We start from the raw sequence: 22,302 nt of genomic DNA, 5'->3' as shown, positions 1-22,302 counted from the left end.
GCTCGCATCCCGGTGGGTTGCAACGGGCCGGATGGGCACTTACTTGACGCGCGTCTGGTAGACGTAGGGCTGCTGCGGCACCCGGGCTTCGCGGTACTCCTCGAGCGCGCTGCGGTCGAGGTGCTTGTCCCACAGCAGGGCGCGGCCGAAGCGCTGCTCGGCTTCGAGCGTTGGCTTCTTCTGCTTCATCTCCTCGATGAAGCCGGTGATTTCCGAGGTGTAGTGGGGGCGGGCGAAGATGGACATGGCGTTTGGACCGTTGGACCTTTGGTGGCGAATTTTACCGGGGCCGAATCCCCGAAGACCGGCACGGGTGGATTCCTTCTTGTTGAGGCCGGAGCCATGGGGTAGCGTGGCTGCTCCAACAACCCCAAGGAGACAGCCCATGCGCCGGAAATTGGTGTACCTCGTTTCGACGACCACGGCGGCCATCGCGCTGGCGGCCTGTAGCGGCATGATGGGCAGCCCGCCGCAAAGCAAGATGAGCTTCTTCGTGACCAGCGCCAATCCCGGCAAGGGGGCCGATTTCGGCGGGCTGGCGGGCGCCGACCGCTATTGCCAGAGCCTGGCCGCGAGCGCCGGGGCCGGCGGCCGCACCTGGCGCGCCTACCTCAGCGACAGCGCCATGGCCGGAAGCCCCGCGGTGAACGCGCGCGACCGCATCGGCAAGGGTCCCTGGGTCAATGCCAAGGGCGAGCAGATCGCCAGCGGCGTCGACGACCTGCACGGCGCCAACAACAAGCTCAACAAGCAGACCGCCCTGACGGAGAAGGGCGCGATCATCAGCGGGCGCGGGGACCCTGTGAACCTGCACGACATCCTGACCGGCTCCACGGACGACGGGCGCGCCATCAGCGACGGCAAGGACAACACCTGCGGCAACTGGACCAAGAGCGGCGAGGGCTCGGCCATCGTGGGCCATCACGATCGCATCGGGCTCAACGAGAGTCCGCCGATGAAGTCCTGGAACGCCTCGCATCCCACCCGGGGCTGCAGCATGGACGCGCTCAAATCGACCGGCGGTGGCGGTTTGTTGTACTGCTTTGCGCAAAACTGAACGCATAGACTCGACCCCTGTTTGAATTGAAGGGGGTCGAATGGTGCAACGACGAATCGCGCGCAGAGTCGCGGTGGCCGCCTTGCTGGCCGCCGGGCTCTGGCTGGCGGGCTGCGACCCGAAGCGCATCAGCGAGCTGGAAGAGGGCGTCTCGACCGAAGCCCACGTGCGCGCGCGCTTCGGCGAGCCCGAGAACATCTGGGACTCGCCCGCCGGCCGCGTCTTCGAATACAACCGCCAGCCGCAGGGCCAGAAGAACTACATGATCACCATCGGGCCCGACGGCAAGATGGCGGCACTGCGCCAGGTGCTCACACCCGAGAACTTCGCCCGGGTGCGCCCCGGCATGGCGATGGAAGACCTGCGCAAGCTGCTGGGCAAGCCGGCGCGGCGCACGCCCTATCCGCTCAAGAACGAGACCGCCTGGGAATGGCGCTGGGTGCAGCCGCCGAACTCGCCGATGGTGTTCATCGCCACGTTGAACGACGACCAGCGGGTGGTGAGCGCGGGCTCCTCGCCCGATCGCAGCACCGAGGCGAACGCCAACTAATCGGCCGCTGCGGGCGCGCCCGTCCGCAGCTCTTCCACGAAGCCCGAGCGCTCCATCACCTCGAGCGGCTGCGCCTGCACCGACTCGAAGCGCAGCACGCCGCCACGCGCCAGCACCGCCCTGTGCACCTGGCGCAGGGCGTCCAGCCCGGTGGCGTCGAGCGAGATCAGGTGCATCGCATCGAGCACCACCGTCATGCCGCGCGGCGCCCGCTCGATGGCCTGCATCGTCGGGTCCAGCTTGGCGGCGGCGCCGAAGAAGAGGGCGCCGTAGAGCTTGAAGGTCAGCACCGGCGGCTGCAGCGAGACCATCTCGATGCTGAAGAGCTGGCTCATGCGGCGCACGAACAGCGCACAGGCCAGCACGATGCCCGCCTGCACCGCCACCGTGAGGTCGAAGACCACCGTGAGGAAGAAGGTGCCCAGCATCAGCAGCCGGTAGTGCCGGCTGAAGCGGCGCAGCATGTAGGGCGAGAACTCGCGCCACTCGCCCATGTTCCAGCCCACGAAGACCAGGATGCCGGCCAGCACCGCCAGCGGCACATGCTGCGCGAGCGGTGCGGCCAGCAGCACCACCACCAGCAGCGTGACGGCGTGCACCATGCCCGCGACCGGCGTGCTCCCGCCGGCGCGCACATTGGTCACGGTGCGCGCGATGGTGCCGGTCGCCGGCATGCCGCCGAAGAAAGGCGTGACCAGGTTGGCGACGCCCTGCGCCATCAGCTCCTGGTTCGGATCGTGGCGCGGCTGGCCGCTGGCCTGGTCGGCCACGCGCGCGCACAGCAGCGACTCGATCGCGCCGAGCAGCGCGATGGTGAGGGTGGGCGTCACCAGCTGCTTCACCGTCTCCCACGAGAACTCGGGCAGGGCAAAGCTCGCCACGCCTTCGGGAATGCCGCCGAAGCGCGTGCCGATGGTTTCCACCGGCAGGCTGAAGCCCCAGGACACCAGCGTGAGCGTGACCAGCGCGACGATCGGCCCCGGCACGCGGGAGCCGGCGCGCACCGCGCGCAGCTCAGCCATGCGGCCCAGCACCAGGTGCACCGCGTAGCCGAAGCGCGTCTTGTCGTGCAGCAGCGTGGGCCACACGAACAGGCCGGCGAGGCAGGCCAGGCCGAGGCCGAAGGCATAGGGGTTGAAGGTGTCGAGGTGGATGGCCAGCGTGTGCAGCTGCGAGAACATGTCGGCCGGCATCTTCGGAATCGCCAGGCCCAGCCAGTCCTTGATCTGGGAGATCAGGATCAGCATGGCGATACCGTTGGTGAAGCCGATCACGATCGACACCGGCACATAGCGCACCAGGGTGCCGAGCCGGAACAGCCCCATCAGGAACAGCAGGAGGCCGGCGCAGGCGGTGGCGATCAGCAGGTTGGCCACGCCGTAGCGCTCCACGATGCCGTAGACGATCACGATGAAGGCGCCGGCCGGCCCGCCGATCTGCACCGCGGAGCCGCCCAGGGCGGAGATCAGGAAGCCGGCGATGATCGCGGTCCAGATGCCGGCCTCGGGCTTGAGCCCGGAGGCGATCGCGAAGGCCATCGCCAGCGGCAGCGCCACGATGCCCACCGTGACGCCGGCGCCGAGGTCCTTGAGAAAGCGCTGCCTGTCGTAGCCTGCCAGCGCGTCGATCAATCGGGGGCGGAAGCGTGCGATCGGCAGGGGCGAACTCATGGCGCTATTGTGGACGCCCGTTCAAGTGGCCTGTTACCGGCCACCCATCATTCGTCGTTGCCGGGCAGCACCGCATCGGCCGCGGCGCCCACCGCTTTGCCGGTGATGCGCGCGGTGCCGATCGCCGCATCGGCCGCCAGGCCCACGGCACCGGCGGTGACGCTCACCGCGGTGCCGGCGACCGTGACCACGGCGCAGCCGCCCATCGGGAGGGCGAGGGCGAGAACGAGAACGGCCAGGGCGGTGCGTTTCATCATCGATGGATCCCGAATAGTGGCGGCGCGTCAGCGTACCCGCATCCCGGCCTTGGCGCCAGGCCCGGGCTCGAGCACGTAGATGCCGGGCTCGGCTTTCTCGTCGGCATGGCTGGCGGCCAGCACCATGCCTTCGGAAACGCCGAACTTCATCTTCCGCGGCGCGAGGTTGGCGACCAGCACGGTGAGCTTGCCCACCAGCTGCTCGGGCTCATAGGCCGAGGCGATGCCGGAGAAGACGTTGCGCGTGCGGCCCTCGCCGGCATCGAGCGTCAGGTGCAGCAGCTTGGTGGAGCCCTCGACCTTCTGGCAGGCCACGATTTGCGCGATGCGCAGGTCGATCTTGGCGAAGTCGTCGATGGTGATGGTGGGAGCGATGCCCTCGCCGCCCGGAAGGGCGGTGGCAGCGGCGGCTTCGGGTGCGGGCTCCGGCGGTTCGAACAGCTGGTCGATCTGCTTGACATCGACGCGCTGCATCAGGTGCCTGTACTCGGCGATCGCATGGCCTTCTCCGAGCAGCCGCGCCGCATCGGCGAACACCAGCGGCTCGCTGCGCAGGAAGCCCTCGACCTGCGCCGCCAGCGCGGGCAGCACCGGCTTCAAGTAGACGGTCATCAAGCGAAAGGCCTCGATGCAGGTGGTGCACACATCGTGCAGGCGCGCCTCCATGCCGGCCTGCTTGGCGAGTTCCCAGGGCTTGTTCTGGTCCACGTACTCGTTGACCTTGTCGGCCAGCGCCATGATCTCGCGCAGGGCACGCGCGAAGTCGCGCCCGTCGTACAGCGCGGCCAGCGGCCGTGCGGCTTCCTGCAGCGTCGCCAGCAGCGCCGCGCCATCGGTGCTCACGATGCCCAGCTTGCCGCCGAAGCGCTTGGCGATGAAGCCGGCCGCGCGGCTCGCGATGTTGATGTACTTGCCGATCAGGTCGGCGTTCACGCGGGCAATGAAGTCGTCGGGGTTGAAGTCGACGTCCTCCACCTTGGCATTGAGCTTGGCGGCGATGTAGTAGCGCAGCCACTCGGGGTTCATGCCGATCGAGAGGTACTTGAGCGGGTCGATGCCGGTGCCGCGGCTCTTGCTCATCTTCTCGCCCGAGACGGTGATGAAGCCGTGCACGTTCACCTGGCTGGGCGTCTTGCGCTCGCTGAACTGCAGCATCGCGGGCCAGAACAGCGTGTGGAAGTAGACGATGTCCTTGCCGATGAAGTGCACCTGCTCCACCGCGGGGTCGGCCACGAACTCGTCGAAGCTTTGCCGGGTCTGCGACGGCGCGTGCCAGTGCTGCGCGGCCTGGCCCTTGTCGAAATGGTTCTTCAGGCTGGCGAGGTACCCAATGGGCGCGTCCAGCCAGACGTAGAAGTACTTGCCCGGCGCGTCGGGGATCTCGATGCCGAAGTACGGCGCCTCGCGCGAGATGTCCCAGTCGGCCATCCCGGCCTCGAACCATTCGCTGGCCTTCTTCGCCATCTCGGGCTGCAGCTTGCCGTCCTGCGTCCAGCCCTTGAGGAAGTCGACCACCTTCGGGCCGGAGAGCTTGAAGAAGAAGTGCTCGGAGCTGCGCAGCTCGGGCGCCGCGCCCGTCAACGTGGAGTAGGGGCTGATCAGCTCGGTGGGCGCGTACACGCTGCTGCACACCTCGCAGGAGTCGCCGTACTGGTCCTTGGCGTGGCACACCGGGCATTCGCCCTTGATGTAGCGGTCGGGCAGGAACATGCCCTTGACCGGGTCGTAGAACTGCTCGATGGTGCGCGTGGCGATCATGCCGCCCGCCTTGAGCCGCTTGTAGATGCCCTGGGCCAGCTCGGTGTTCTCGGCGCTGTCGGTCGAGTGCCAGTTGTCGAAGCGGATGTGGAAGCCGTCGAGGTATTCCTTGCGGCCGGCCGCGATCTCGCCGACGAACGCTTGCGGCGTCTTGCCGGCCTTCTCGGCCGCGATCATGATCGGCGCGCCGTGCGCGTCGTCGGCCCCCACGAAATGCACCATGTGGCCCTGCATGCGCTGGAACCGCACCCAGATGTCGGCCTGGATGTATTCCATGATGTGGCCGACGTGGAACTTGCCGTTGGCATACGGCAGGGCGGTGGTGACGAAGAGCTTGCGCTGGGACATCGAGGGGCGCTTTCTGGGGGAACGGACGAAAGCCGCGGCCGTGCGGCCGGCGGGAGGGGCATTTTAGGCGGCGCCCGGCGCTTACACTTTGGCCTCCCTTTCGAATCGCTGCCATGACCTCCGCCCTGCCGATCCTGTCCGCCATCGAAACCCGCGTGCTCGGCGTGCTCGCCGAGAAACAGCGCACCGTGCCCGACAGCTACCCGCTGACGCTCAACACCCTGGTGGCCGGCTGCAACCAGAAGACCAGCCGCAACCCGCTGATGGAGCTGTCCGAGACCGATGCCCAGGCTGCGCTGGACAGCCTCAAGGGCTACAGCCTGGTCATGGAGTCGAGCGGCGGGCGCGTCTCGCGCTACGAGCACAACGTCGAGCGCGTGCTGCGCGTGCCCTCCCAGTCCACCATCCTGCTCACGGTGCTGATGCTGCGCGGCCCGCAGACCGCCGGCGAGCTGCGCATCGCCACCGAGCGCATGCACAACTTCGCCGACATCTCCTCGGTCGAGGCCTTCCTGGACGAGCTGGCCGAGCGGCCGGCCGGCGCGCTGGTCGTGAAGCTGGGTCGGCTGCCGGGGGCGCGCGAGAACCGCTGGATGCAGCTGCTCTCCGGCCCGCCGTCGGAGCAGATGCTGGAGGGGGCGGCAGCGCCGGCGGGCCGCGGCGGCGATGCGTCGCTCGGCGAGGTGGCGGCCCTGAAGCTCAACGTCGCCCGGCTCGAGGCCGAGGTCGCGGCCCTCAAGACGCTGACTGCCCGTATCTGTTCGGAGCTGGGCATCGCGGACCAGGCCTGAAGCCCCGCGCATGAAGCACGCGGTCTTCTTCCGCAACCTCAACCTGGGCCGACCGCGCTGCCCCACTCGGGCGCAGTTCGAAGCGGCCTTCCTGGCGGCCGGCGCCGAGTCGGCCGCCTCCTTGCTGACCAACGGCACGCTGGTCTTCGAGGCGCGCACCAAGACCCTGGCGCGCAAGGTGCTGGCCCAGGCCTCGCAGACGATGGCTGCCGAATGCGGCCTGCGCGAGCCGGGCTTCCTGCGCAGCGTCGAGCAGCTGGCGGAGCTGGTCGCTCTCGACCCCTTTGCGCGCGTGGATCGCGACAGCGTCTACGAGGTCTGCATCACCTTCCTGGACGCGAAGCATCCGGCACTGCCCGCGCTGCCGCTGGTCTCGAAGCGCGACGACGTCGTGTTGCTGAGCGCCACCGAAGGCGAGGTCTTCAGCGCGTCCCGCGTGGTCGGCAACACACCGGGCAGCCCCAATGCCTTCCTGGAAAAACTGCTGGGGACGCCGGCGAGCACGCGGGCCTGGAACACGGTGGTGCGGCTGGTCGACAAGCACGGCTGAAGCTGGCGTCCTTAGTCGTCGCCGGCCTCCGAAGCCAGCGCCTGCTCGACCACCTCGCGCGTCAGCGTCGGCGCGAAGGACTCGATGAAGGCATGCACATAGCCGCGCAGGTAGCTGCCGCGCCGCACCGCCAGCTTGGTGTGGTTGATGCCGAACAGCGGCCCGGCGTCGAGCGCGCGCAGCTGGGTGTCGCGCTCCGCCTCGTAGGCGATGCCGGCCACGATGCCCACGCCCATGCCCAGCTGCACGTAGGTCTTGATCACGTCGGCATCCATCGCGGTCAGCACGATGTGGGGCGCCAGGCCCTGCGACTCGAAGGCATGGTCGATCCGGTTGCGGCCGGTGAAGCCGTTGTCGTAGGTGATCAGCGGATGCCGCGCGAGCGCCTCCAGCGTGAGCGGGCCGTCGAGCAGCGCATGCCCCGGCGGCACGATCACCGAATGCGTCCAGCGGTAGCAGGGCAGCGCCACAAGCTGGGCGTAGTCGCCCAGCGCCTCGGTCGCGATGCCGACGTCGGCATCGCCGTCCAGCAGCATCTGGGCGATCTGCTTGGGCGAGCCCTGGTGCAGGTGCAGCTTGACGTCGGGGAAGCGGCCGCGGAACTCTTGCACCGCCACCGGCAGCGCGTAGCGCGCCTGCGAATGCGTGGCCGCCACCGACAGCAGGCCGCTCTGCCGCGCGACGAATTCCTGGCCCGCCTGCCGCAGGTTGCTGCTCTCCAGCAGCATGCGCTCGATGATCGGCAGCACATGGCCGCCGGGCTCGGTCAGCCCCGTGAGGCGCTTGCCGGCGCGCACGAAGAGCTCGATGCCCAGCTCTTCCTCGAGCTCGCGGATCTGCCGGCTCACGCCGGGCTGGGAGGTGTGGAGGCTGTGGGCGACCTCGGTGAGGTTGAATCCGCGGCGCACGGCTTCGCGCACCGAGCGCAGTTGTTGGAAATTCATGATGCTGCAACGGGAGACGGCGCCCGAGAGGGCGTGGCGAGCCATTGTCCCCAGCGGCATCGGATGGAGGAACGACCGAATTGTTGATTCCAAATAATCAACTCATCTTTGGAATCCTCATCGGTCCTCTTCAGCCTTGCGCGGAGAAGCCCAGGTCGAAGGTCCCGCGCACGTCCAACGGCTGCTTGATGAGCCCGACCTGGCGGTAGAAGTCCGCCGTGCCCTGCTGGTCGGCGATCACCTTCGCATCGATGGGCACCCACTTCTGCTGGCGCCGCTCGAACTGCAGCTTCGCGGCATCGGCCGGGATGCCGATGATGCGGGCCAGCGTGGCCGAGAAGGCATCGACGTTACGCAAGGACCAGCGCTGCGCGCGCACCACGCGCTGCAGGAAGTCTTGCAGCAGCGGCCGCTTGGCGGCGATGGCCGCATCGGTGGCGGCCAGATAGCTCAGGCCCGGCAGCAGGCCGCGGCCGCTGGCCAGCACGCGTGCATGGCCGCTGGTCTCGGCCAGCGCGGTGTACGGTTCCCAGGTGGCCCAGGCATCGACAGAGCCTTGCGTCAGCGCGAGCTTGGCGTCCGCCGGCGCGAGGAAGCGCAGGGTCACATCCTCGGGCTGCAGGCCGGCCGCGGTGATGGCCTTGAGCGTGATGTAGTGGCCGATCGAGCCGCGGTTGGTGGCCACGCTCCTGCCCTTGAGATCGGCCGCGCTCTTCAGCGGCGAATCGGTGCGCACCAGCACGGCCGTGCCATAGGAGTCGGAGCGGTTGGCGCCGATGGCCTTGACCTTGGTGCCCGCGGCCAGCGCGAAGACCAGCGGCGCATCGCCGATCGGGCCCGAGTCCACCGCCTGCGCATTGAGCGCTTCTGCCAAGGGCGCCGCGGCGGGGAACTCCGACCACTGGATGTCGTAGCCGAGGCCTTCGAGTCCGCCGGCCGCTTCGAGCAGCGCGCGCAGGCCGCCCTTCTGGTCGCCGGCCTTGAGCACTGGGCGCGACTGGGCGCGCAGCGCAGCGGTCGGCAGTGCCAGGCTCGCGGCACCGGCGAAGGCACCTGCGGCGAAGCGGCGGCGCGAAAGCGCAGAAAAGTCGTTGGTCATGCGTGAAGTCCCTAGAGAAGAAGCTCGGGCTCGGCCTCGACCAGCCCTTCGTACAGGCTCTCGAAGGCATGCAGCGCGCCCTCGGGTCCACCGATCTGGCCATGCGTGTGGCGCGCCACCGCTTCGTCGATCGGCTGCGGTTTGCCGGCCGCCTCGGCGAGCAGCTGTGTGTGGCAGGCGTTGTCGAGCGCGATGTACCACCAGGCCGCGGCCTCGACCGTGGGGCCGGCGCTCAGGATGCCGTGGTTCTTGAGGATCGCGCCCTTGCGATTGCCCAGCGCCCTGGCGATGCGCAGGCCCTCGCTCTCGTCGACCACCATCCCGGTGAAGTCGTCGAAGAGGGCGTGGTCTTCGTGGAACACGCAGCTGTTCTGCGTGAGCGTGTCGAGCTTGCGGCCGAGCGTGGACCAGGCCTTGCCGTAGGTCGAGTGCGTATGCGCTGCGGCGATGATCTTCGGGTTGTATTCGTGGATCGCCGCATGAATCGCGAAGGCCGCCTTGTTGAGCGGCCGCTCGCCGATCACGGTCTCGCCCCTGGCATTGACCAGCAGCAGGTCCGAGACCTTGATGCGCGAGAAGTGCACGCCCAGCGGGTTGACCCAGAAGTGGTCCGTCAACTCGGGGTCGCGCGCCGTGATGTGGCCCGCGAGCCCCTGCGCGAAGCCGAAGCGCGCGAACAGGTGGAAGGCGCCGGCCAGGCGCGCCTGGCGATGGCGGCGCTCGGCCTCGATGCTGGTGCGGGGCACGGGTGGGTCGAACCAGTATTTCTGCTGCGGGTTGGGATTCAGTGGCAGCCGGCTGTGCGGCCGATCGAGATCGAGGACGGCAGTCATTGGGATGAGGGGTCAAGCTGCCTGGCGGCGCGCAGCCACGCGCTCGCCCACCAACTCGCGCGTGCGCGGGATCAGCTCGCGGCCATAGTCGATCGCATCCTCCAGCGGATCGAAGCCGCGGATCAGGAAGGTGGTCACGCCGAGCGCGTGGTAGTCCAGCAGCGCCTCGGCCACCTGCTCGGGCGTGCCCACCAGCGCCGTGCTGTTGGAGCGCCCGCCGGTCTCCTGTGCGATCGCGGTCCACAGGCGCTTGTCGAGGCGCGTGCCTTGCTCGGCCGCGGCCAGCAGGCGCCGCGCGCCTTCGCTCTGCAGCGGGCCGCCGCGGCTGTAGCCCTGCACCACGCGCAGGCGCCGGGTCTCGGCCAGGATCGCGTCGGCGCGCGCCCAGGCCTTCTCTTCGGTGTCGGCCAGGATGGGGCGGAAGGAGACCGAGAAGCGCACGCTGCGGCCGTGCTTCGCAGCCTCGGCGCGCACGCGGCCGGTGAGCTCGCGCGCCTGGTCCAGCGACTCGCCCCACAGCGCATAGACATCGGCATGCTTGCCGGCCACGGGAATCGCGGCCTCCGAGGCGCCGCCGAAATACACCGGCACGTGCGGCCGCCCCTTCTGCGTCTGCAGCGGCTTCGCCTCCGAGAAGGCGCCCTGGAAGCGGTAGTGCGCGCCCTCGTGGTCGAAAGGCTTGTCGTGGGTCCAGACCTTGCGCAGCACGTCGAGGTATTCGTCGGTGCGTGCATAGCGCTGGTCGTGGTCCAGCCAGTCGCCGTCGCGCTTCTGCTCATCGTCCGAGCCGCCCGAGATGTAGTGCACGGCCAGGCGCCCGCCGCTGAACTGGTCGAGCGAGGCGAACTGGCGCGCCGCCAGCGTGGGCGCCACGAAGCCGGGGCGGTGCGCCAGCATGAAGTGGATGCGCTCGGTGACCGAAGCCGCGTAGGCCACGGTCAGCGTGGCGTCGGGGCTCACCGAATGGTGCGGCACCAGCACGCGGTCGAAGCCGGCCGCCTCGTGCGCCTGCGCGAAGGCGCGCACGTAGTCGCGGTCGATCGCGGGGCCGCGCGCGGGATGGATCTCCGAGACCTTCTGGGCCTGGATCATGCCGATGAATTCGATGTCGCTGTCGCTCATGGAGGGCTTCCTTGCAGATGAAAAAAGAAGAAGGGCTCAGGCGGGGTTGCCGCGCGCCAGTGCCGCGCCGAAGCTGCGGTCCCACAGCGGCGCCACCTCGGCCGGGCCGTCGAGCACGCCCAGCTTCAGGAAGGTGTCGGCCACCTCCTGGTGGCTGCGCAGCGCGGCGTTGGTGACCGGGCCCAGCGCGTAGTCGTTGCTGCGGCCGTTGAAGAGCTCGATCAGGTCGCCCACCGGCACCCGCGTTTCGGCCGACTGCGCCTTGGCGTAGGCCAGGTAGTTGCCGTTGGCCCAGGCATAGGCGCGCTGCAGGCGCAACAGGAAATCGGTGAGGGCGGCATGGCGCAGCGGGTCATCCACCGCGCGCGGGTTGGCGTACACGGGGAAGTTGCCCGAGAGGTAGCCCTTGCCGGTCTTGAGGATGCGCGCCCCGTACCGGGTGCGGGCCAGCTGGCCGTTGTAGCCGTAGATGGCCCAGGCATCGAGGTCGCCGCGCGCAAAGGCCGAGAGGCCGTCCGCGGGGCTCAGGTTGACCGCCTGGATGTCGTTGAAGGACAGGCCGACCTCGGCCAGTTGCTTGCTCAGGTAGTAGTGCGAGGTGGTCGCCCGCACATAGCCCACGCGCCGGCCCTTGAGATCGGCAATGCCGCGGATCGGCGCGTCCTTGCGCGCCAGCGTCGCCTGGTTGTTGAGGTCCTCGTGGATCACGGCGACGAAGCGCACCGGCGCCTTCTGCCGCGCCGCGAAGAGGGCCGGGATCTCGCTGCCCGAGCCGAGGTCCAGCGCATCGCCCTGGATCGCCTCGATGTGCAGCACGCCGTTGTTGAGTTCGCGCCAGTCGATGCGATAAGGCGTCTTGCCTTCTCCGGAGGCCTCGATGAGCGGGCGCCAGAGGCCCTTGTAGGTGCCGATGCGCAGCGTGAGGCCGGAGAGATCGGGGGGCGTCGCCGCCTTCGCCCGCGGGCCGGCGGCACCGAGGGCTGCAGCCGCCCCGGCGGCCTGCAGCCATTGCCGGCGCGACCAGCTTGCCGGGCCGCTTTCTGCTTTCGATGTCATGGCGTTCGCGCTTTCCTCGCTGGTTGGGGAGGGCCCGACGCTAAGGCGCGCCGCGCCGATTGCGAACGCAGGAATGCGAGTTTGGATATGCGGGATTCGTCCTTCCGCGTGCGTGAGGCGGGCTTTAAGGTCCCGGCCCATGAGTTCGCATGCCCTGCGCCGCCTGCCGGCCAATCCCGATCCCGCCTCCGATCCCGCGCTGATCGCCCGCCTGGCCCAGCTGTTCGCCCAGAGTGCGGCCGATCACGACAGGAGCGGCGCCTTTCCGCGCGAGAACTTCATCGAGCTGCAGGCGCACGGCCTGATCGGTCTGGTCGCGCCGCGCGCGCAGGGCGGCGGCGGCGCCTCGCTGGCGGTGGCGCGGCGCGTGCTAGGGGCCGTGGCGTGGGGCGAGCCGGCGACGGCGCTGATCCTCGCCATGGGCTGGTTGCAGCAGCATTCGATCGGCCGCAGCGACAGCCGCTGGCCGGCGCATCTGCGCGACCGCGTGCTGCGCGATGCGGTGCGCGAGGGCGCGCTGATCAACGCCCTGCGCGTGGAGCCGGCGCTGGGCTCGCCCGCGCGCGGCGGCTTGCCGGCCACCGTGGCGCGGCGCGAAGGCGGCGAATGGAGGCTCGACGGCCACAAGCTCTACACCACCGGCATCGAGGGCCTGACCTGGCTGGCCGTGTGGGCCCGCACCGACGAGGAAGCGCCGCGCACCGGCTTCTTCCTGGTGCCGCGCAGTGCGGCCGGCATCCGCGTGGTGGCGAGCTGGGACCACCTGGGCCTGCGCGCCTCGGGCAGCCACGAGGTGCTGCTCGAGCAGGTCGCGATCCCGCTGGACCATGCGGTGGACCTGCGCGCGCCGGCCGAATGGGCGCCCGATGCCGGCAGCCAGACCGACATCGACGCCCATGCCACGCAGCAGGCCTGGATGGTGGTGCTGCTGGGCACGCTCTACGACGCGGTGGCGCGGGCCGCGCGCGACTGGCTGCTGAGCTTCCTGAACCGGCGCGCGCCGAGCTCGCTGGGCACTTCGCTCGCGGCCCTGCCGCGGGTGCAGGAGCATGTCGGCGAGATGGAGGCCCTGCTGCGCAGCAACCGCGTGCTGCTCGACGACGCGGCGGCCCGGGTCGACGCGGGCCAGGCGCCGGCCGCGAGCGACAGCGGCCTGCTGAAGTACAGCGTGACCGCGAACGCGATCCGCGCGGTCGAGCTCGCGCTGCAGCTCACCGGCAACCACGGGCTCGCGCGCCAGAACCCGCTGGAGCGGCACTACCGCGACGTGCTGTGCAGCCGCATCCACACGCCGCAGAACGACGCGATCCTGGTGGCCGCGGGCAAGGCGGCGCTGGGGAGTGCAGCATGAACGAGCGCTGCGGTACGCAGGTCTGGAGAGCGGCGGCATGAGCGGGCTGGCGCCGCTGCGCGAGTTCGTCATCGACTTCGGCCGTCTGCTCGATAGCCGTCCCGACGAGCCACGGATCCTGGAGGGGGGCGGTGCACTGCTGCGCCGCCTGGTTGCCTTGGACGACTGGCTGCCCGATGTCTATGCCCGGCCGCATCCCGAGCGCTACCAGCAGTTCCTGCTGCACGCCGACTCGACCGAGCGCTTCTCGGTCGTCAGTTTCGTCTGGGGGCCGGGGCAGGCCACGCCGGTGCACGACCACACGGTGTGGGGCCTGATCGGCATGCTGCGCGGCGCCGAGTACAGCCAGGCCTACCGCGAGCGCGACGGCGCGCTGCGCCCCGTTGGGGAGCCCCTGTGGCTGGCCCCGGGCGATGTGGAGGCCGTGTCGCCCGCCATCGGCGACGTGCACCGCGTGCACAACGCCTACGACGACCGGGTGTCGATCAGCATCCATGTCTACGGCGCCAACATCGGCGCGGTGCGGCGCCATACTTACCCCTCCGGCGGCGGGCGCAAGCCTTTCGTCTCCGGCTACTCGAACACGCAACTGCGCAATCTCTGGGACCGTTCCGCCGAACTTCGTCCTTCATGACTGCCACGCGGCTGGGGCGTGACGGAACCCATCGATTCAAGGTTGTCTAGCCGCGAGCTTGTCATCCGCTCCTTTGAGCAATAATATCTGCTCAAAGGAGCGGATATGGCGACGACGAGCAAACCCGCCAGCGCGGCGAAACCCAAGCGGCCAAGTCGGCTTCGATACAGCGATGCCGCCAAGCCCGTGCAAGGCCTGCAAGCACGCGAGAAGCAGATGACCGCCTATGTCTTCAAGAGCAATGGCGGCAGCAGGTACTTCGAAACGGTGTTCCGCTACGACCCGCTGGAGCGCATCGAGCTCGTCAAGGCCGGCGTGCCTGCGCAGGTGGCGCTGGCCGTGGCCAACGCCATGGGCATCAGCAAGGACAAGCTCTTCCAGACGCTGGGGCTGCCCCGGGCCACCATCGATCGCAAGCTGCGGGAGGGCAGGGCTCTGTCCAGCGACGAGTCCTCGCGCGTGCTGGGCATGGCCAGGCTGGTGGGCCAGGCGCAGGCCATCATCGAGGAGTCCGGCGACCCGACCGGATTCAATGCCGCCGAATGGGTGGCCCGATGGCTGGCCAGGCCCGTGGGCGCGCTCGGCGGACGCAAGCCCGGCGAGCTCATGGACACGGCCGAGGGCCAGGCCCTGGTGTCGAACCTGCTGAACCGCGCCGTCTCGGGCGCGTACTCCTGATGCGCATCTGGCGCATCGCTGCCGATACCCGCGAGTACACCGCCGACGACCTGAGCGGCAAAGGTGCCGAGAAGACGGGCGGGCGCTGGAACCGGGAAGGCAGCCCGGTCGTCTACTCCTCCAGCTCGGTGGCGCTAGCGTGCCTGGAGACGGTGGTGCATCTGGCCTTGCCCGACTTTCCGCTGAACCGTTTCCTGGTCGCCATCGACGTGCCCGACAAGGTCTGGGCCGCGCGCGAGGAATGGCCGCCGCAAGCGCTGCCCGTGGGCTGGAGCGCGATCCCCGAGGGCAAGGTCTCCGTGGAGGCAGGCGACAAGTGGCTTTCCGGCCCGGGCTCGGCCCTGCTGCTGGTCCCCTCGGTGATCGTTCCCGAGGAGTTCAACGTCCTCGTGAACCCCAGGCACCCGGACGCCGGCAAGCTCGAGGCGACCAAGCTCCGGCCCTGGTTCTTCGACCAGCGCCTGGGCGCCCGCCCATCCGCTTCCCTGTAGGGTGAAGCGGTCGCTGCCGGGCCTGCTCCCGGCACCGCACTAGACTACCGGCCATCAGGAGCCCCCATGACCGTTACACCCCAGGCGCTCAACGAAGCGCTCAAGACCGTCCTCGATCCCAACACGGGCAAGGACTTCGTCAGCACCAAGGCGCTGAAGAATCTACAGATCCACGAAGGCGATGTCTCCTTCGACATCGAGCTCGGCTACCCTGCCAAGAGCCAGGCCCCGGCGCTGCGCAAGGCGCTGGTGGCGGCGGCGAAGGCCGTGCCGGGGGTCGAGAACGTCTCGGCCAACATCGCGACCAAGGTGATCAGCCATGCGGTGCAGCGCGGCGTGCAGCTGATGCCCAACGTCAAGAACATCATCGCCGTGGCCTCGGGCAAGGGCGGCGTGGGCAAGAGCACCACCGCCGCCAACCTCGCGCTTGCGCTGGCGGCCGAGGGCGCCAGCGTCGGCCTGCTCGATGCCGACATCTACGGCCCCAGCCAGCCGATGATGCTGGGCATCTCGCGCCGGCCCGAGAGCGAGGACGGCAAGACCATGGAGCCGCTGGAGAACCACGGCGTGCAGGTCATGTCCATCGGCTTCCTGGTCGACCAGGACGAGGCCATGATCTGGCGCGGCCCGATGGCCACGCAGGCGCTGGAGCAGCTCCTGCGCCAGACCAACTGGAAGGACCTCGACTACCTGATCGTCGACATGCCCCCCGGCACCGGCGACATCCAGCTCACGCTGTCGCAGCGCGTGCCGATGACCGGCGCGGTGATCGTGACCACGCCGCAGGACATCGCGCTGCTCGACGCCAGGAAGGGCATCAAGATGTTCGAGAAGGTGGGCGTGCCCATCCTCGGCATCGTCGAGAACATGGCGGTGCACGTGTGCTCCAACTGCGGCCACGTCGAGCACATCTTCGGCGCCGAGGGCGGCAAGAAGATGGCCGAGCAATACGACATGGCCTACCTGGGCGCGCTGCCGCTGGACATCAACATCCGGCTGCAGGCCGACAGCGGCAAGCCGACGGTGGTGGCCGATCCCGACGGCGAGGTCGCGGGCATCTACAAGGCGGTCGCGCGCCGCGTCGCGGTGGGCATCGCCGAGAAGGCCAAGGATTTCTCGGCCAAGTTCCCGACCATCACCGTCAGCAAGAACACCTGAACCACGCCGCATGAACCTGCTCGCCTCGATGCGCTATCTGGTCGCGCTGAGCGAGCACCGCCATTTCGGCCGCGCCGCGCAGGCCTGCTACATCACGCAGCCGGCCTTGTCGAATGCATTGCGGGCGCTGGAGTCGGAGTTCGGCGTGGTGATCGTCAAGCGCGGGCGCACCTACGCCGGCCTCACGCACGAGGGCGAGGCGGTGCTGGCCGCCGCGCACCGCATGCTGCACGAGAACGAGGTGCTGCAGCAGCTGCTCAAGAGCGAGGAGGCGCACCCGCGCGGCAGCCTGCGCATGGCCGCGGTGCCCACGGCGATCCCGATCCTCACGCGCTTCGCCGGGCGGCTGCAGGCGCGCCATCCGGGCATCGCGCCGACCGTGCTGTCGATGAGCTCGGTCGAGCTCGAGACCGGGCTGGAGAGCCTGTCGCTGGACATCGCGCTCGGCTACACGGAGCGCATGCACGTGCGCGAAGTCAAGCTCACGGCCTGGCCGCAGAGCATCGAGCACTACTTCCTGGTGCGCCGCTCGGCCCATACGCAGGCGCTGCAAATCGGTGAGCCCATCGGCTGGGCCGAGGCGGGCCGGCTGCCCTTGTGCCTGCTGACGCCGGAGATGCACAACCGCTTCATCCTCGACCAGGCCTTCGCGACGGCGGGCGTGACGGTAACCCCCGCCATCGAGACCAATTCGGTGCTGACGCTGGCGCTCAGCGTCGGTGCCGGAGAGGTCTGCGCGGTGCTGCCCGGCGCCATGGTCGATGCCATCCGCAGCCACGGCGGGCTGGAAGCGCTGCCGCTGGTGGCGCCGGAGGTGCGCACGCCCATCGGATTCATGACCCAGACGGCCGTGCGGCCCTCGCGCGCCCTGGACGCGGCGCTGGCGCTGATCCAGAGTCCCGAATGGCAGCAGGAAGTCGCGGCGCACAGCGGGTCGCTTCGTGGCACCGCATCATTTATTTCTTGAATCGCGCGATGCGCCGATGCAATTTGCCGAAAGCGGCAAGGCGCGCCACAGTCGGGAAGGCACACCCAATCCGTGTCGACGGACCAGGCAATGAATTCTCCCAATACGATCACGGCGATCCCGCTCGCCACCCCTGACCAGCTGCGCGAGCGCATCCGCCGCAAGAGCAAGCTCAAGGGGCGCCAGCCCGAGGCCGCAGCGCTCGACGAGGTGCGCGCCCTCATCGGCCCGCGGCCCGACGGCGGCTTTCGGCGCGACCTGCTGATCGAGCACCTGCACCGGCTCAACGACGCTTGCCTCGGCCTGCACGACCGGCACCTGGTGGCGCTGGCCTCTTTGACGAACATCCCGATGGCCGAGGTCTACGAGGTCGCGACCTTCTATCACCACTTCGAGATCCTGCGCGGCGACGAGCAGGCGCCCGGCCTCACGGTGCGTGTGTGCGACGGGTTGGCCTGCGAGCTGGCCGGCGCGCAGGACCTGCTGGCGCGGCTGCCCGCCTTGCTGGGCGCAGCGGGCCGCGAAGACGTGCGCGTGATCGCAGCGCCCTGCATCGGCCGCTGCGAGCAGGCGCCGGCCGCGGCAGTGCACCAGCGCGCCGTGCCCATGGCCGACGCAGACAAGATTCTGCAGGCGCTGGAATCCGCCCCGGCGCCGCGCGAGACCGGCCATTTCGTGCCCTCCGCCTTCACCGAGAAAAGCGTGACGCCGCCGCCCGATGCGGTGCAGCCGCTGCCCGCCTTCACCGACTACGCCACCTACCGTGCCAACGGCGGCTACGCGCTCGCGGCAGCGCTGGTCAACGGCGAGCAGGACGCCGAGGCCGTGCTCCAGGCCATGGAGGACTCCGGCCTGCGCGGCCTCGGCGGCGCGGGCTTTCCGGCCGGGCGCAAGTGGCGCATCGTGCGCGAGCAGCCGGCGCCGCGGCTGATGGCGGTGAACATCGACGAGGGCGAGCCCGGCACCTTCAAGGACCGCGTCTACCTGGAGCGCGATCCGCACCGCTTCCTCGAGGGCGTGCTGATCGCGGCGCAGGTGGTGGGCACCGAGGCCTGCTACATCTACCTGCGGGACGAATACCACGACTGCCGCGCGCTGCTGGAGGCCGAGCTCGCGAAACTCCAGGCCGATCCGCCCTGCGAGATGCCGCGCATCGAGCTCCGGCGCGGCGCCGGCGCCTACATCTGCGGCGAGGAGTCCGCGATGATCGAGAGCATCGAGGGCAAGCGCGGCGAACCCCGCATGCGCCCGCCCTACATCGCGCAGGTCGGCCTGTTCGGCCGGCCCACGCTGGAGCACAACTTCGAGACCCTTTACTGGGTGCGCGACATCGTCGAGAAGGGGCCCCAGTGGTTCAGCGGCTTCGGCCGCCACGGGCGCAAGGGGCTGCGCAGCTTCAGCGTGAGCGGGCGGGTGAAGCAGCCCGGCGTCAAGCTCGCGCCCGCGGGTATCACGGTTCGGGAGCTGATCGACGAGTATTGCGGCGGCATGCTGGACGGCCACCCGCTCTACGCCTACCTGCCCGGCGGTGCGTCGGGCGGCATTCTGCCGGCCCGCATGAGCGACATCCCGCTGGACTTCGACACCCTGCAGCCGCACGGCTGCTTCATCGGCTCGGCCGCCGTCATGGTGCTGAGCCAGCACGACCGGGCGCGCGACGCGGCGCGCAACGTGATGCGATTTTTCGAGCACGAGAGCTGCGGCCAGTGCACGCCCTGCCGCGTGGGCACGGCCAAGGCGGCAGCGCTGATGGAGGCGCCGGTGTGGGACCAGGCCACGCTGGAAGACCTGGCGCAAGTCATGGGGGATGCGTCGATCTGCGGCCTGGGGCAGGCGGCGCCCAATCCGATTCGTTGCGTGCAGAAGTACTTTGCGCAGGAGATCGAATGAACGCGCCCGCCAAGCTGAACGAACTGATGCCGCAGACGGTCGCGTTCACGCTCGACGGGCGTGCGGTCCGGGCCTTCGAGGGCGAGAGCATCCTGCAGGCCGCGCAGCGGCATGGGGTGGAGATCCCGCGGCTTTGCTACAAGGAAGGGCTGCGGGCGGATGGCAACTGCCGCTCCTGCGTGGTGGAGATCAAGGGCGAGCGCGTGCTGGCGCCGAGCTGCTGCCGCAATGTGACCGCCGGCATGGAGGTGCAGGCCACCAGCGACCGGGCGTTGAAGAGCCAGCGGATGGTGGTGGAGATGCTGCTGTCGGATATGCCGGATGAGGGGTACAAGTGGAACGATGCGGGCGTGGCGGAGGGCACGCCGGTGGGCCAGCACGGCGAGCTCAGCGACTGGGCCCAGCGCCTGGCCGTCCAAGTCCGCCCCGCCCTCAAGGCCCTGCGCCGCGAGCAACCGCAGCCCGACCTCTCCCACCCCGCCATGGCCGTCAACCTCGACGCCTGCATCCAGTGCAACCGCTGCGTGCGCGCCTGCCGCGAGGAGCAGGTCAACGACGTCATCGGCTACGCCCTGCGCGGCGCCGGCTCGAAGATCGTCTTCGACCTCGACGACCCCATGGGCGACAGCACCTGCGTGGCCTGCGGCGAATGCGTGCAGGCCTGCCCCACCGGCGCGCTGATGCCCAAGAGCCACATCGGATCTCAGCAGGTCGACCGCAAGGTCGATTCGGTCTGCCCCTTCTGCGGCGTGGGCTGCCTGATCACCTACAACGTCAAGGACGAGAAGATCGTCAGCGTCGACGGCCGCGACGGCCCGGCCAACCATGGCCGGCTCTGCGTCAAGGGCCGCTTCGGCTTCGACTACGCGCACCATCCGCAGCGCCTGACCGTGCCGCTGATCCGAAAGCCCGGCGTGCCCAAGGACTTCAGCGACGCACCGCGTCCCGGCGACTGGCACGACGCCTTCCGCGAAGCGACCTGGGAAGAGGCGCTCGCACTCGCTGGCGGCAAGCTCAAGGACCTGCGCGACACGCACGGCAACAAGGCCCTGGCCGGCTTCGGCTCCGCCAAGGGCAGCAACGAGGAGGCCTACCTGTTCCAGAAGCTGGTGCGCATCGGCTTCGGCAGCAACAACGTGGACCACTGCACGCGGCTGTGCCATGCCTCCAGCGTGGCGGCGCTGCTCGAAGGCGTGGGCTCGGGCGCGGTGAGCAACCAGGTCAACGACGTCGAGCATGCGGAGCTGATCTTCGTCATCGGCTCCAACCCCACCGCCAACCACCCGGTGGCCGCCACCTGGATGAAGAACGCAGCCAAGCGCGGCGCGAAGATCGTGCTGGCCGACCCGCGCATCACCGACATCGGCCGGCACGCCTGGCGCACCCTGCAGTTCAAGGCCGACACCGACGTGGCCATGCTCAACGCGCTGATCCACGCGGTGATCGACGAAGGCCTGGTCGACGAGGCCTTCGTGCGCGATCGCGCCAGCAACTTCGAGGCGCTGCGCGAGAACGTCAAGGGCTACAGCCCCGAGGCCATGGCGCCGATCTGCGGCATCCCGGCCGAGACGCTGCGCGAGGTGGCGCGCGCCTTTGCCGCTGCGAAGGGCGCGATGGTGCTGTGGGGCATGGGCATCAGCCAGCATGTGCACGGCACCGACAACGCGCGCTGCCTGATCGCGCTGGTCACGGTCACCGGTCAGATCGGCAAGCCCGGCTCGGGCCTGCATCCGCTGCGCGGCCAGAACAATGTGCAGGGCGCGAGCGATGCGGGGCTGATCCCGATGATGTTTCCCAACTACCAGCGCGTGGACAACGCCGATGCGCATGCCTGGTTCGAGAACTTCTGGGGCGTGCCGCTCGACGAGGAGCCCGGCTACACGGTGGTCGAGATCATGCACAAGGCGCTGGCCCCGGAGGACGATCCGCACAAGATCCGCGGCATGTACATCATGGGCGAGAACCCGGCCATGAGCGACCCGGACCTCAACCATGCGCGCCACGCGCTCGCAAGCCTCGAGCACCTGGTGGTGCAGGACATCTTCATGACCGAGACCGCTTGGCTGGCCGACGTGGTGCTGCCTGCCAGCGCCTGGCCCGAGAAGACCGGGACGGTGAGCAACACCGACCGCATGGTGCAGTTGGGCAAGCGCGCGTTGAATCCGCCGGGCGATGCGAAGCCCGACTTGTGGATCATCCAGCAGCTCGCCCAGCGCATGGGATTGCCCTGGAACTACGAAGGCGAGGAATGCGGCGTCGCCGCCGTCTACGACGAAATGCGCCAGGCCATGCACGCCGCCATCAGCGGCATCAGCTGGGAGCGCCTCGAGCGCGAGTCCAGCGTGACCTATCCCTGCCTGAGCGTCGACGACCCGGGCCAGCCGACCGTCTTCATCGACAGCTTTCCGACCGCGGACGGCCGCGTGAAGCTGGTGCCGGCCGACATCATCCCGGCCGACGAGCGGCCCGATGCGCAGTACCCCTTCGTGCTGATCACCGGTCGCCAGTTGGAGCACTGGCACACCGGCAGCATGACGCGGCGCGCGATGGTGCTCGATGCGCTGGAGCCCATGGCCACGGCCTCCATGAACCAGGGCGACCTCGATGCGCTGGGGTTGCAGGCCGGCGACGTGATCACCATCCGCTCGCGCCGCGGCGAGGTTGCGATCCACGTGCGGCGCGACGACGGCACGCCGAACGGCGCGGTCTTCGTGCCCTTCGCCTACTACGAGGCCGCCGCAAACCTGATGACCAACGCCGCCCTCGATCCGATGGGCAAGATCCCCGAGTTCAAGTACTGCGCGGTGCAGGTGCTGCCGGGCGGCGCGCCGGTGGCCGCCGCGGGCTACGGGACCGGGGCAGTCGAAAGAGTGGAAACACCAGCGGCGCAGTGAAAAGCGGCACCTCGGGTGTGACATTTTTGGCGTATCGAGCGTCTTTCTGACGCTGCCTGTCGCCCCGCGAGCATGCGTGCCATGCGCGCTTCGGTGGGCGGCGACCATGGCTGCAGCGGTGGCATGTATGTTGCTGGACGTTACTTATCCAGCATAACTATGCCAAGTCAAAAGTGGACCAGCCAGAAAACGACAACGACACCG

At 69.2% G+C, this 22,302-nt stretch carries 21 protein-coding genes; 12 read left to right on the top strand and 9 right to left on the bottom strand.

Annotated features, from left to right (window positions below; all coding sequences use genetic code 11):
- Positions 1-39: 39 nt before the first annotated feature.
- The gene (locus tag GXN78_RS25595) at positions 40-246 is read right to left on the bottom strand and encodes a DUF3460 family protein (protein WP_106556519.1); all 207 of its coding nucleotides are present in this window, start codon (positions 244-246) and stop codon (positions 40-42) included.
- Between the two features lie 139 nt (positions 247-385).
- Here GXN78_RS25595 and GXN78_RS25590 point away from each other — a divergent pair, with 139 nt between their 5' ends.
- Both GXN78_RS25590 and GXN78_RS25585 read left to right on the top strand, forming a co-directional pair.
- On the top strand, positions 386-1,057 hold the full coding sequence (locus tag GXN78_RS25590) for a hypothetical protein (protein ID WP_106556518.1): 672 nt from the start codon (positions 386-388) through the stop codon (positions 1,055-1,057).
- A gap of 40 nt (positions 1,058-1,097) precedes the next feature.
- Entirely contained in the window at positions 1,098-1,607 is a 510-nt protein-coding gene (locus GXN78_RS25585) for an outer membrane protein assembly factor BamE (RefSeq protein ID WP_106556517.1), read from the top strand.
- Here GXN78_RS25585 and GXN78_RS25580 read toward each other — a convergent pair.
- From GXN78_RS25580 to metG, 3 genes are read right to left on the bottom strand one after another with little or no spacing between them, the layout of a single operon-like run.
- Positions 1,604-3,277: a SulP family inorganic anion transporter gene (locus GXN78_RS25580; protein ID WP_106556516.1), complete on the bottom strand. Its 1,674-nt coding sequence runs from the start codon at positions 3,275-3,277 to the stop codon at positions 1,604-1,606. The two genes, GXN78_RS25585 and GXN78_RS25580, sit on opposite strands and share 4 nt — an antisense overlap.
- A gap of 47 nt (positions 3,278-3,324) precedes the next feature.
- Positions 3,325-3,531 carry a hypothetical protein gene (locus GXN78_RS25575; RefSeq protein WP_106556598.1) on the bottom strand — a complete coding sequence of 69 codons (207 nt, stop codon included), beginning with the start codon at positions 3,529-3,531 and terminating at the stop codon, positions 3,325-3,327.
- Positions 3,532-3,561: 30 nt separating this feature from the next.
- On the bottom strand, positions 3,562-5,640 hold the full coding sequence (metG, locus tag GXN78_RS25570; protein WP_106556515.1) for a methionine--tRNA ligase: 2,079 nt from the start codon (positions 5,638-5,640) through the stop codon (positions 3,562-3,564).
- Positions 5,641-5,753: 113 nt separating this feature from the next.
- Between metG and GXN78_RS25565 the strand changes: the two genes are divergently transcribed.
- Together GXN78_RS25565 and GXN78_RS25560 are read left to right on the top strand one after the other, a co-directional pair.
- Entirely contained in the window at positions 5,754-6,431 is a 678-nt protein-coding gene (locus GXN78_RS25565; protein ID WP_106556514.1) for a YceH family protein, read from the top strand.
- Between the two features lie 10 nt (positions 6,432-6,441).
- Positions 6,442-6,981: a DUF1697 domain-containing protein gene (locus GXN78_RS25560; RefSeq protein WP_106556513.1), complete on the top strand. Its 540-nt coding sequence runs from the start codon at positions 6,442-6,444 to the stop codon at positions 6,979-6,981.
- An 11-nt stretch (positions 6,982-6,992) separates the two neighbouring features.
- Here the strand turns inward: GXN78_RS25560 and GXN78_RS25555 are convergent, their stop codons facing one another.
- The 5 genes from GXN78_RS25555 to GXN78_RS25535 all read right to left on the bottom strand — a co-directional run bounded on the left by GXN78_RS25555 (position 6,993) and on the right by GXN78_RS25535 (position 12,035).
- Positions 6,993-7,925, bottom strand: coding sequence for a CysB family HTH-type transcriptional regulator (locus GXN78_RS25555; RefSeq protein ID WP_106556512.1), 933 nt, complete (start codon positions 7,923-7,925; stop codon positions 6,993-6,995).
- 130 nt (positions 7,926-8,055) lie between these two features.
- Positions 8,056-9,024 carry an ABC transporter substrate-binding protein gene (locus GXN78_RS25550; protein ID WP_106556511.1) on the bottom strand — a complete coding sequence of 323 codons (969 nt, stop codon included), beginning with the start codon at positions 9,022-9,024 and terminating at the stop codon, positions 8,056-8,058.
- 11 nt (positions 9,025-9,035) lie between these two features.
- On the bottom strand, positions 9,036-9,857 hold the full coding sequence (locus GXN78_RS25545) for a class II aldolase/adducin family protein (RefSeq protein WP_106556510.1): 822 nt from the start codon (positions 9,855-9,857) through the stop codon (positions 9,036-9,038).
- A gap of 12 nt (positions 9,858-9,869) precedes the next feature.
- Positions 9,870-10,979, bottom strand: coding sequence for an LLM class flavin-dependent oxidoreductase (locus tag GXN78_RS25540; protein ID WP_106556509.1), 1,110 nt, complete (start codon positions 10,977-10,979; stop codon positions 9,870-9,872).
- Between the two features lie 36 nt (positions 10,980-11,015).
- Entirely contained in the window at positions 11,016-12,035 is a 1,020-nt protein-coding gene (locus GXN78_RS25535; protein WP_106556508.1) for an ABC transporter substrate-binding protein, read from the bottom strand.
- A 139-nt stretch (positions 12,036-12,174) separates the two neighbouring features.
- Here GXN78_RS25535 and GXN78_RS25530 point away from each other — a divergent pair, with 139 nt between their 5' ends.
- The 8 genes from GXN78_RS25530 to fdhF all read left to right on the top strand — a co-directional run bounded on the left by GXN78_RS25530 (position 12,175) and on the right by fdhF (position 22,098).
- On the top strand, positions 12,175-13,386 hold the full coding sequence (locus tag GXN78_RS25530) for an acyl-CoA dehydrogenase family protein (RefSeq protein ID WP_106556507.1): 1,212 nt from the start codon (positions 12,175-12,177) through the stop codon (positions 13,384-13,386).
- 37 nt (positions 13,387-13,423) lie between these two features.
- A complete protein-coding gene (locus GXN78_RS25525; RefSeq protein ID WP_106556506.1) occupies positions 13,424-14,020 on the top strand; it encodes a cysteine dioxygenase in 597 nt (198 codons plus the stop codon).
- A 105-nt stretch (positions 14,021-14,125) separates the two neighbouring features.
- Positions 14,126-14,698: an antitoxin Xre-like helix-turn-helix domain-containing protein gene (locus tag GXN78_RS25520; RefSeq protein WP_239142904.1), complete on the top strand. Its 573-nt coding sequence runs from the start codon at positions 14,126-14,128 to the stop codon at positions 14,696-14,698.
- The gene (locus GXN78_RS25515; RefSeq protein ID WP_181360535.1) at positions 14,698-15,189 is read left to right on the top strand and encodes an RES family NAD+ phosphorylase; all 492 of its coding nucleotides are present in this window, start codon (positions 14,698-14,700) and stop codon (positions 15,187-15,189) included. The genes GXN78_RS25520 and GXN78_RS25515 overlap by 1 nt, the downstream gene beginning before the upstream one ends.
- A 66-nt stretch (positions 15,190-15,255) precedes the next feature.
- Positions 15,256-16,347 (top strand): iron-sulfur cluster carrier protein ApbC, encoded by a 1,092-nt coding sequence (apbC, locus tag GXN78_RS25510; RefSeq protein WP_106556505.1) that lies wholly within the window; start codon positions 15,256-15,258, stop codon positions 16,345-16,347.
- Between the two features lie 10 nt (positions 16,348-16,357).
- Positions 16,358-17,314, top strand: coding sequence for a LysR substrate-binding domain-containing protein (locus tag GXN78_RS25505; protein WP_106556504.1), 957 nt, complete (start codon positions 16,358-16,360; stop codon positions 17,312-17,314).
- 90 nt (positions 17,315-17,404) lie between these two features.
- Entirely contained in the window at positions 17,405-19,204 is a 1,800-nt protein-coding gene (locus tag GXN78_RS25500; RefSeq protein ID WP_106556503.1) for an NADH-ubiquinone oxidoreductase-F iron-sulfur binding region domain-containing protein, read from the top strand.
- Positions 19,201-22,098 (top strand): formate dehydrogenase subunit alpha, encoded by a 2,898-nt coding sequence (gene fdhF / locus GXN78_RS25495; protein WP_106556502.1) that lies wholly within the window; start codon positions 19,201-19,203, stop codon positions 22,096-22,098. The genes GXN78_RS25500 and fdhF overlap by 4 nt, the downstream gene beginning before the upstream one ends.
- Positions 22,099-22,302 lie beyond the last annotated feature (204 nt).

The organism is Variovorax sp. WS11, assembly GCF_010499245.1.
GTDB lineage: Bacteria > Pseudomonadota > Gammaproteobacteria > Burkholderiales > Burkholderiaceae_C > Variovorax.
Note: the sequence above shows the minus strand (reverse complement) of the source record. Positions and strands in the feature narration are given on the sequence as shown.

Bases quoted from the DNA above. Each gene is read 5' to 3' on its own strand.
- GXN78_RS25595 (WP_106556519.1), bottom strand. From the start codon at position 246: ATGTCCATCTTCGCCCGCCCCCACTACACCTCGGAAATCACCGGCTTC.
- GXN78_RS25590 (WP_106556518.1), top strand. From the start codon at position 386: ATGCGCCGGAAATTGGTGTACCTCGTTTCGACGACCACGGCGGCCATC.
- GXN78_RS25585 (WP_106556517.1), top strand. From the start codon at position 1,098: ATGGTGCAACGACGAATCGCGCGCAGAGTCGCGGTGGCCGCCTTGCTG.
- GXN78_RS25580 (WP_106556516.1), bottom strand. From the start codon at position 3,277: ATGAGTTCGCCCCTGCCGATCGCACGCTTCCGCCCCCGATTGATCGAC.
- GXN78_RS25575 (WP_106556598.1), bottom strand. From the start codon at position 3,531: ATGAAACGCACCGCCCTGGCCGTTCTCGTTCTCGCCCTCGCCCTCCCG.
- metG (WP_106556515.1), bottom strand. From the start codon at position 5,640: ATGTCCCAGCGCAAGCTCTTCGTCACCACCGCCCTGCCGTATGCCAAC.
- GXN78_RS25565 (WP_106556514.1), top strand. From the start codon at position 5,754: ATGACCTCCGCCCTGCCGATCCTGTCCGCCATCGAAACCCGCGTGCTC.
- GXN78_RS25560 (WP_106556513.1), top strand. From the start codon at position 6,442: ATGAAGCACGCGGTCTTCTTCCGCAACCTCAACCTGGGCCGACCGCGC.
- GXN78_RS25555 (WP_106556512.1), bottom strand. From the start codon at position 7,925: ATGAATTTCCAACAACTGCGCTCGGTGCGCGAAGCCGTGCGCCGCGGA.
- GXN78_RS25550 (WP_106556511.1), bottom strand. From the start codon at position 9,024: ATGACCAACGACTTTTCTGCGCTTTCGCGCCGCCGCTTCGCCGCAGGT.
- GXN78_RS25545 (WP_106556510.1), bottom strand. From the start codon at position 9,857: ATGACTGCCGTCCTCGATCTCGATCGGCCGCACAGCCGGCTGCCACTG.
- GXN78_RS25540 (WP_106556509.1), bottom strand. From the start codon at position 10,979: ATGAGCGACAGCGACATCGAATTCATCGGCATGATCCAGGCCCAGAAG.
- GXN78_RS25535 (WP_106556508.1), bottom strand. From the start codon at position 12,035: ATGACATCGAAAGCAGAAAGCGGCCCGGCAAGCTGGTCGCGCCGGCAA.
- GXN78_RS25530 (WP_106556507.1), top strand. From the start codon at position 12,175: ATGAGTTCGCATGCCCTGCGCCGCCTGCCGGCCAATCCCGATCCCGCC.
- GXN78_RS25525 (WP_106556506.1), top strand. From the start codon at position 13,424: ATGAGCGGGCTGGCGCCGCTGCGCGAGTTCGTCATCGACTTCGGCCGT.
- GXN78_RS25520 (WP_239142904.1), top strand. From the start codon at position 14,126: ATGGCGACGACGAGCAAACCCGCCAGCGCGGCGAAACCCAAGCGGCCA.
- GXN78_RS25515 (WP_181360535.1), top strand. From the start codon at position 14,698: ATGCGCATCTGGCGCATCGCTGCCGATACCCGCGAGTACACCGCCGAC.
- apbC (WP_106556505.1), top strand. From the start codon at position 15,256: ATGACCGTTACACCCCAGGCGCTCAACGAAGCGCTCAAGACCGTCCTC.
- GXN78_RS25505 (WP_106556504.1), top strand. From the start codon at position 16,358: ATGAACCTGCTCGCCTCGATGCGCTATCTGGTCGCGCTGAGCGAGCAC.
- GXN78_RS25500 (WP_106556503.1), top strand. From the start codon at position 17,405: ATGAATTCTCCCAATACGATCACGGCGATCCCGCTCGCCACCCCTGAC.
- fdhF (WP_106556502.1), top strand. From the start codon at position 19,201: ATGAACGCGCCCGCCAAGCTGAACGAACTGATGCCGCAGACGGTCGCG.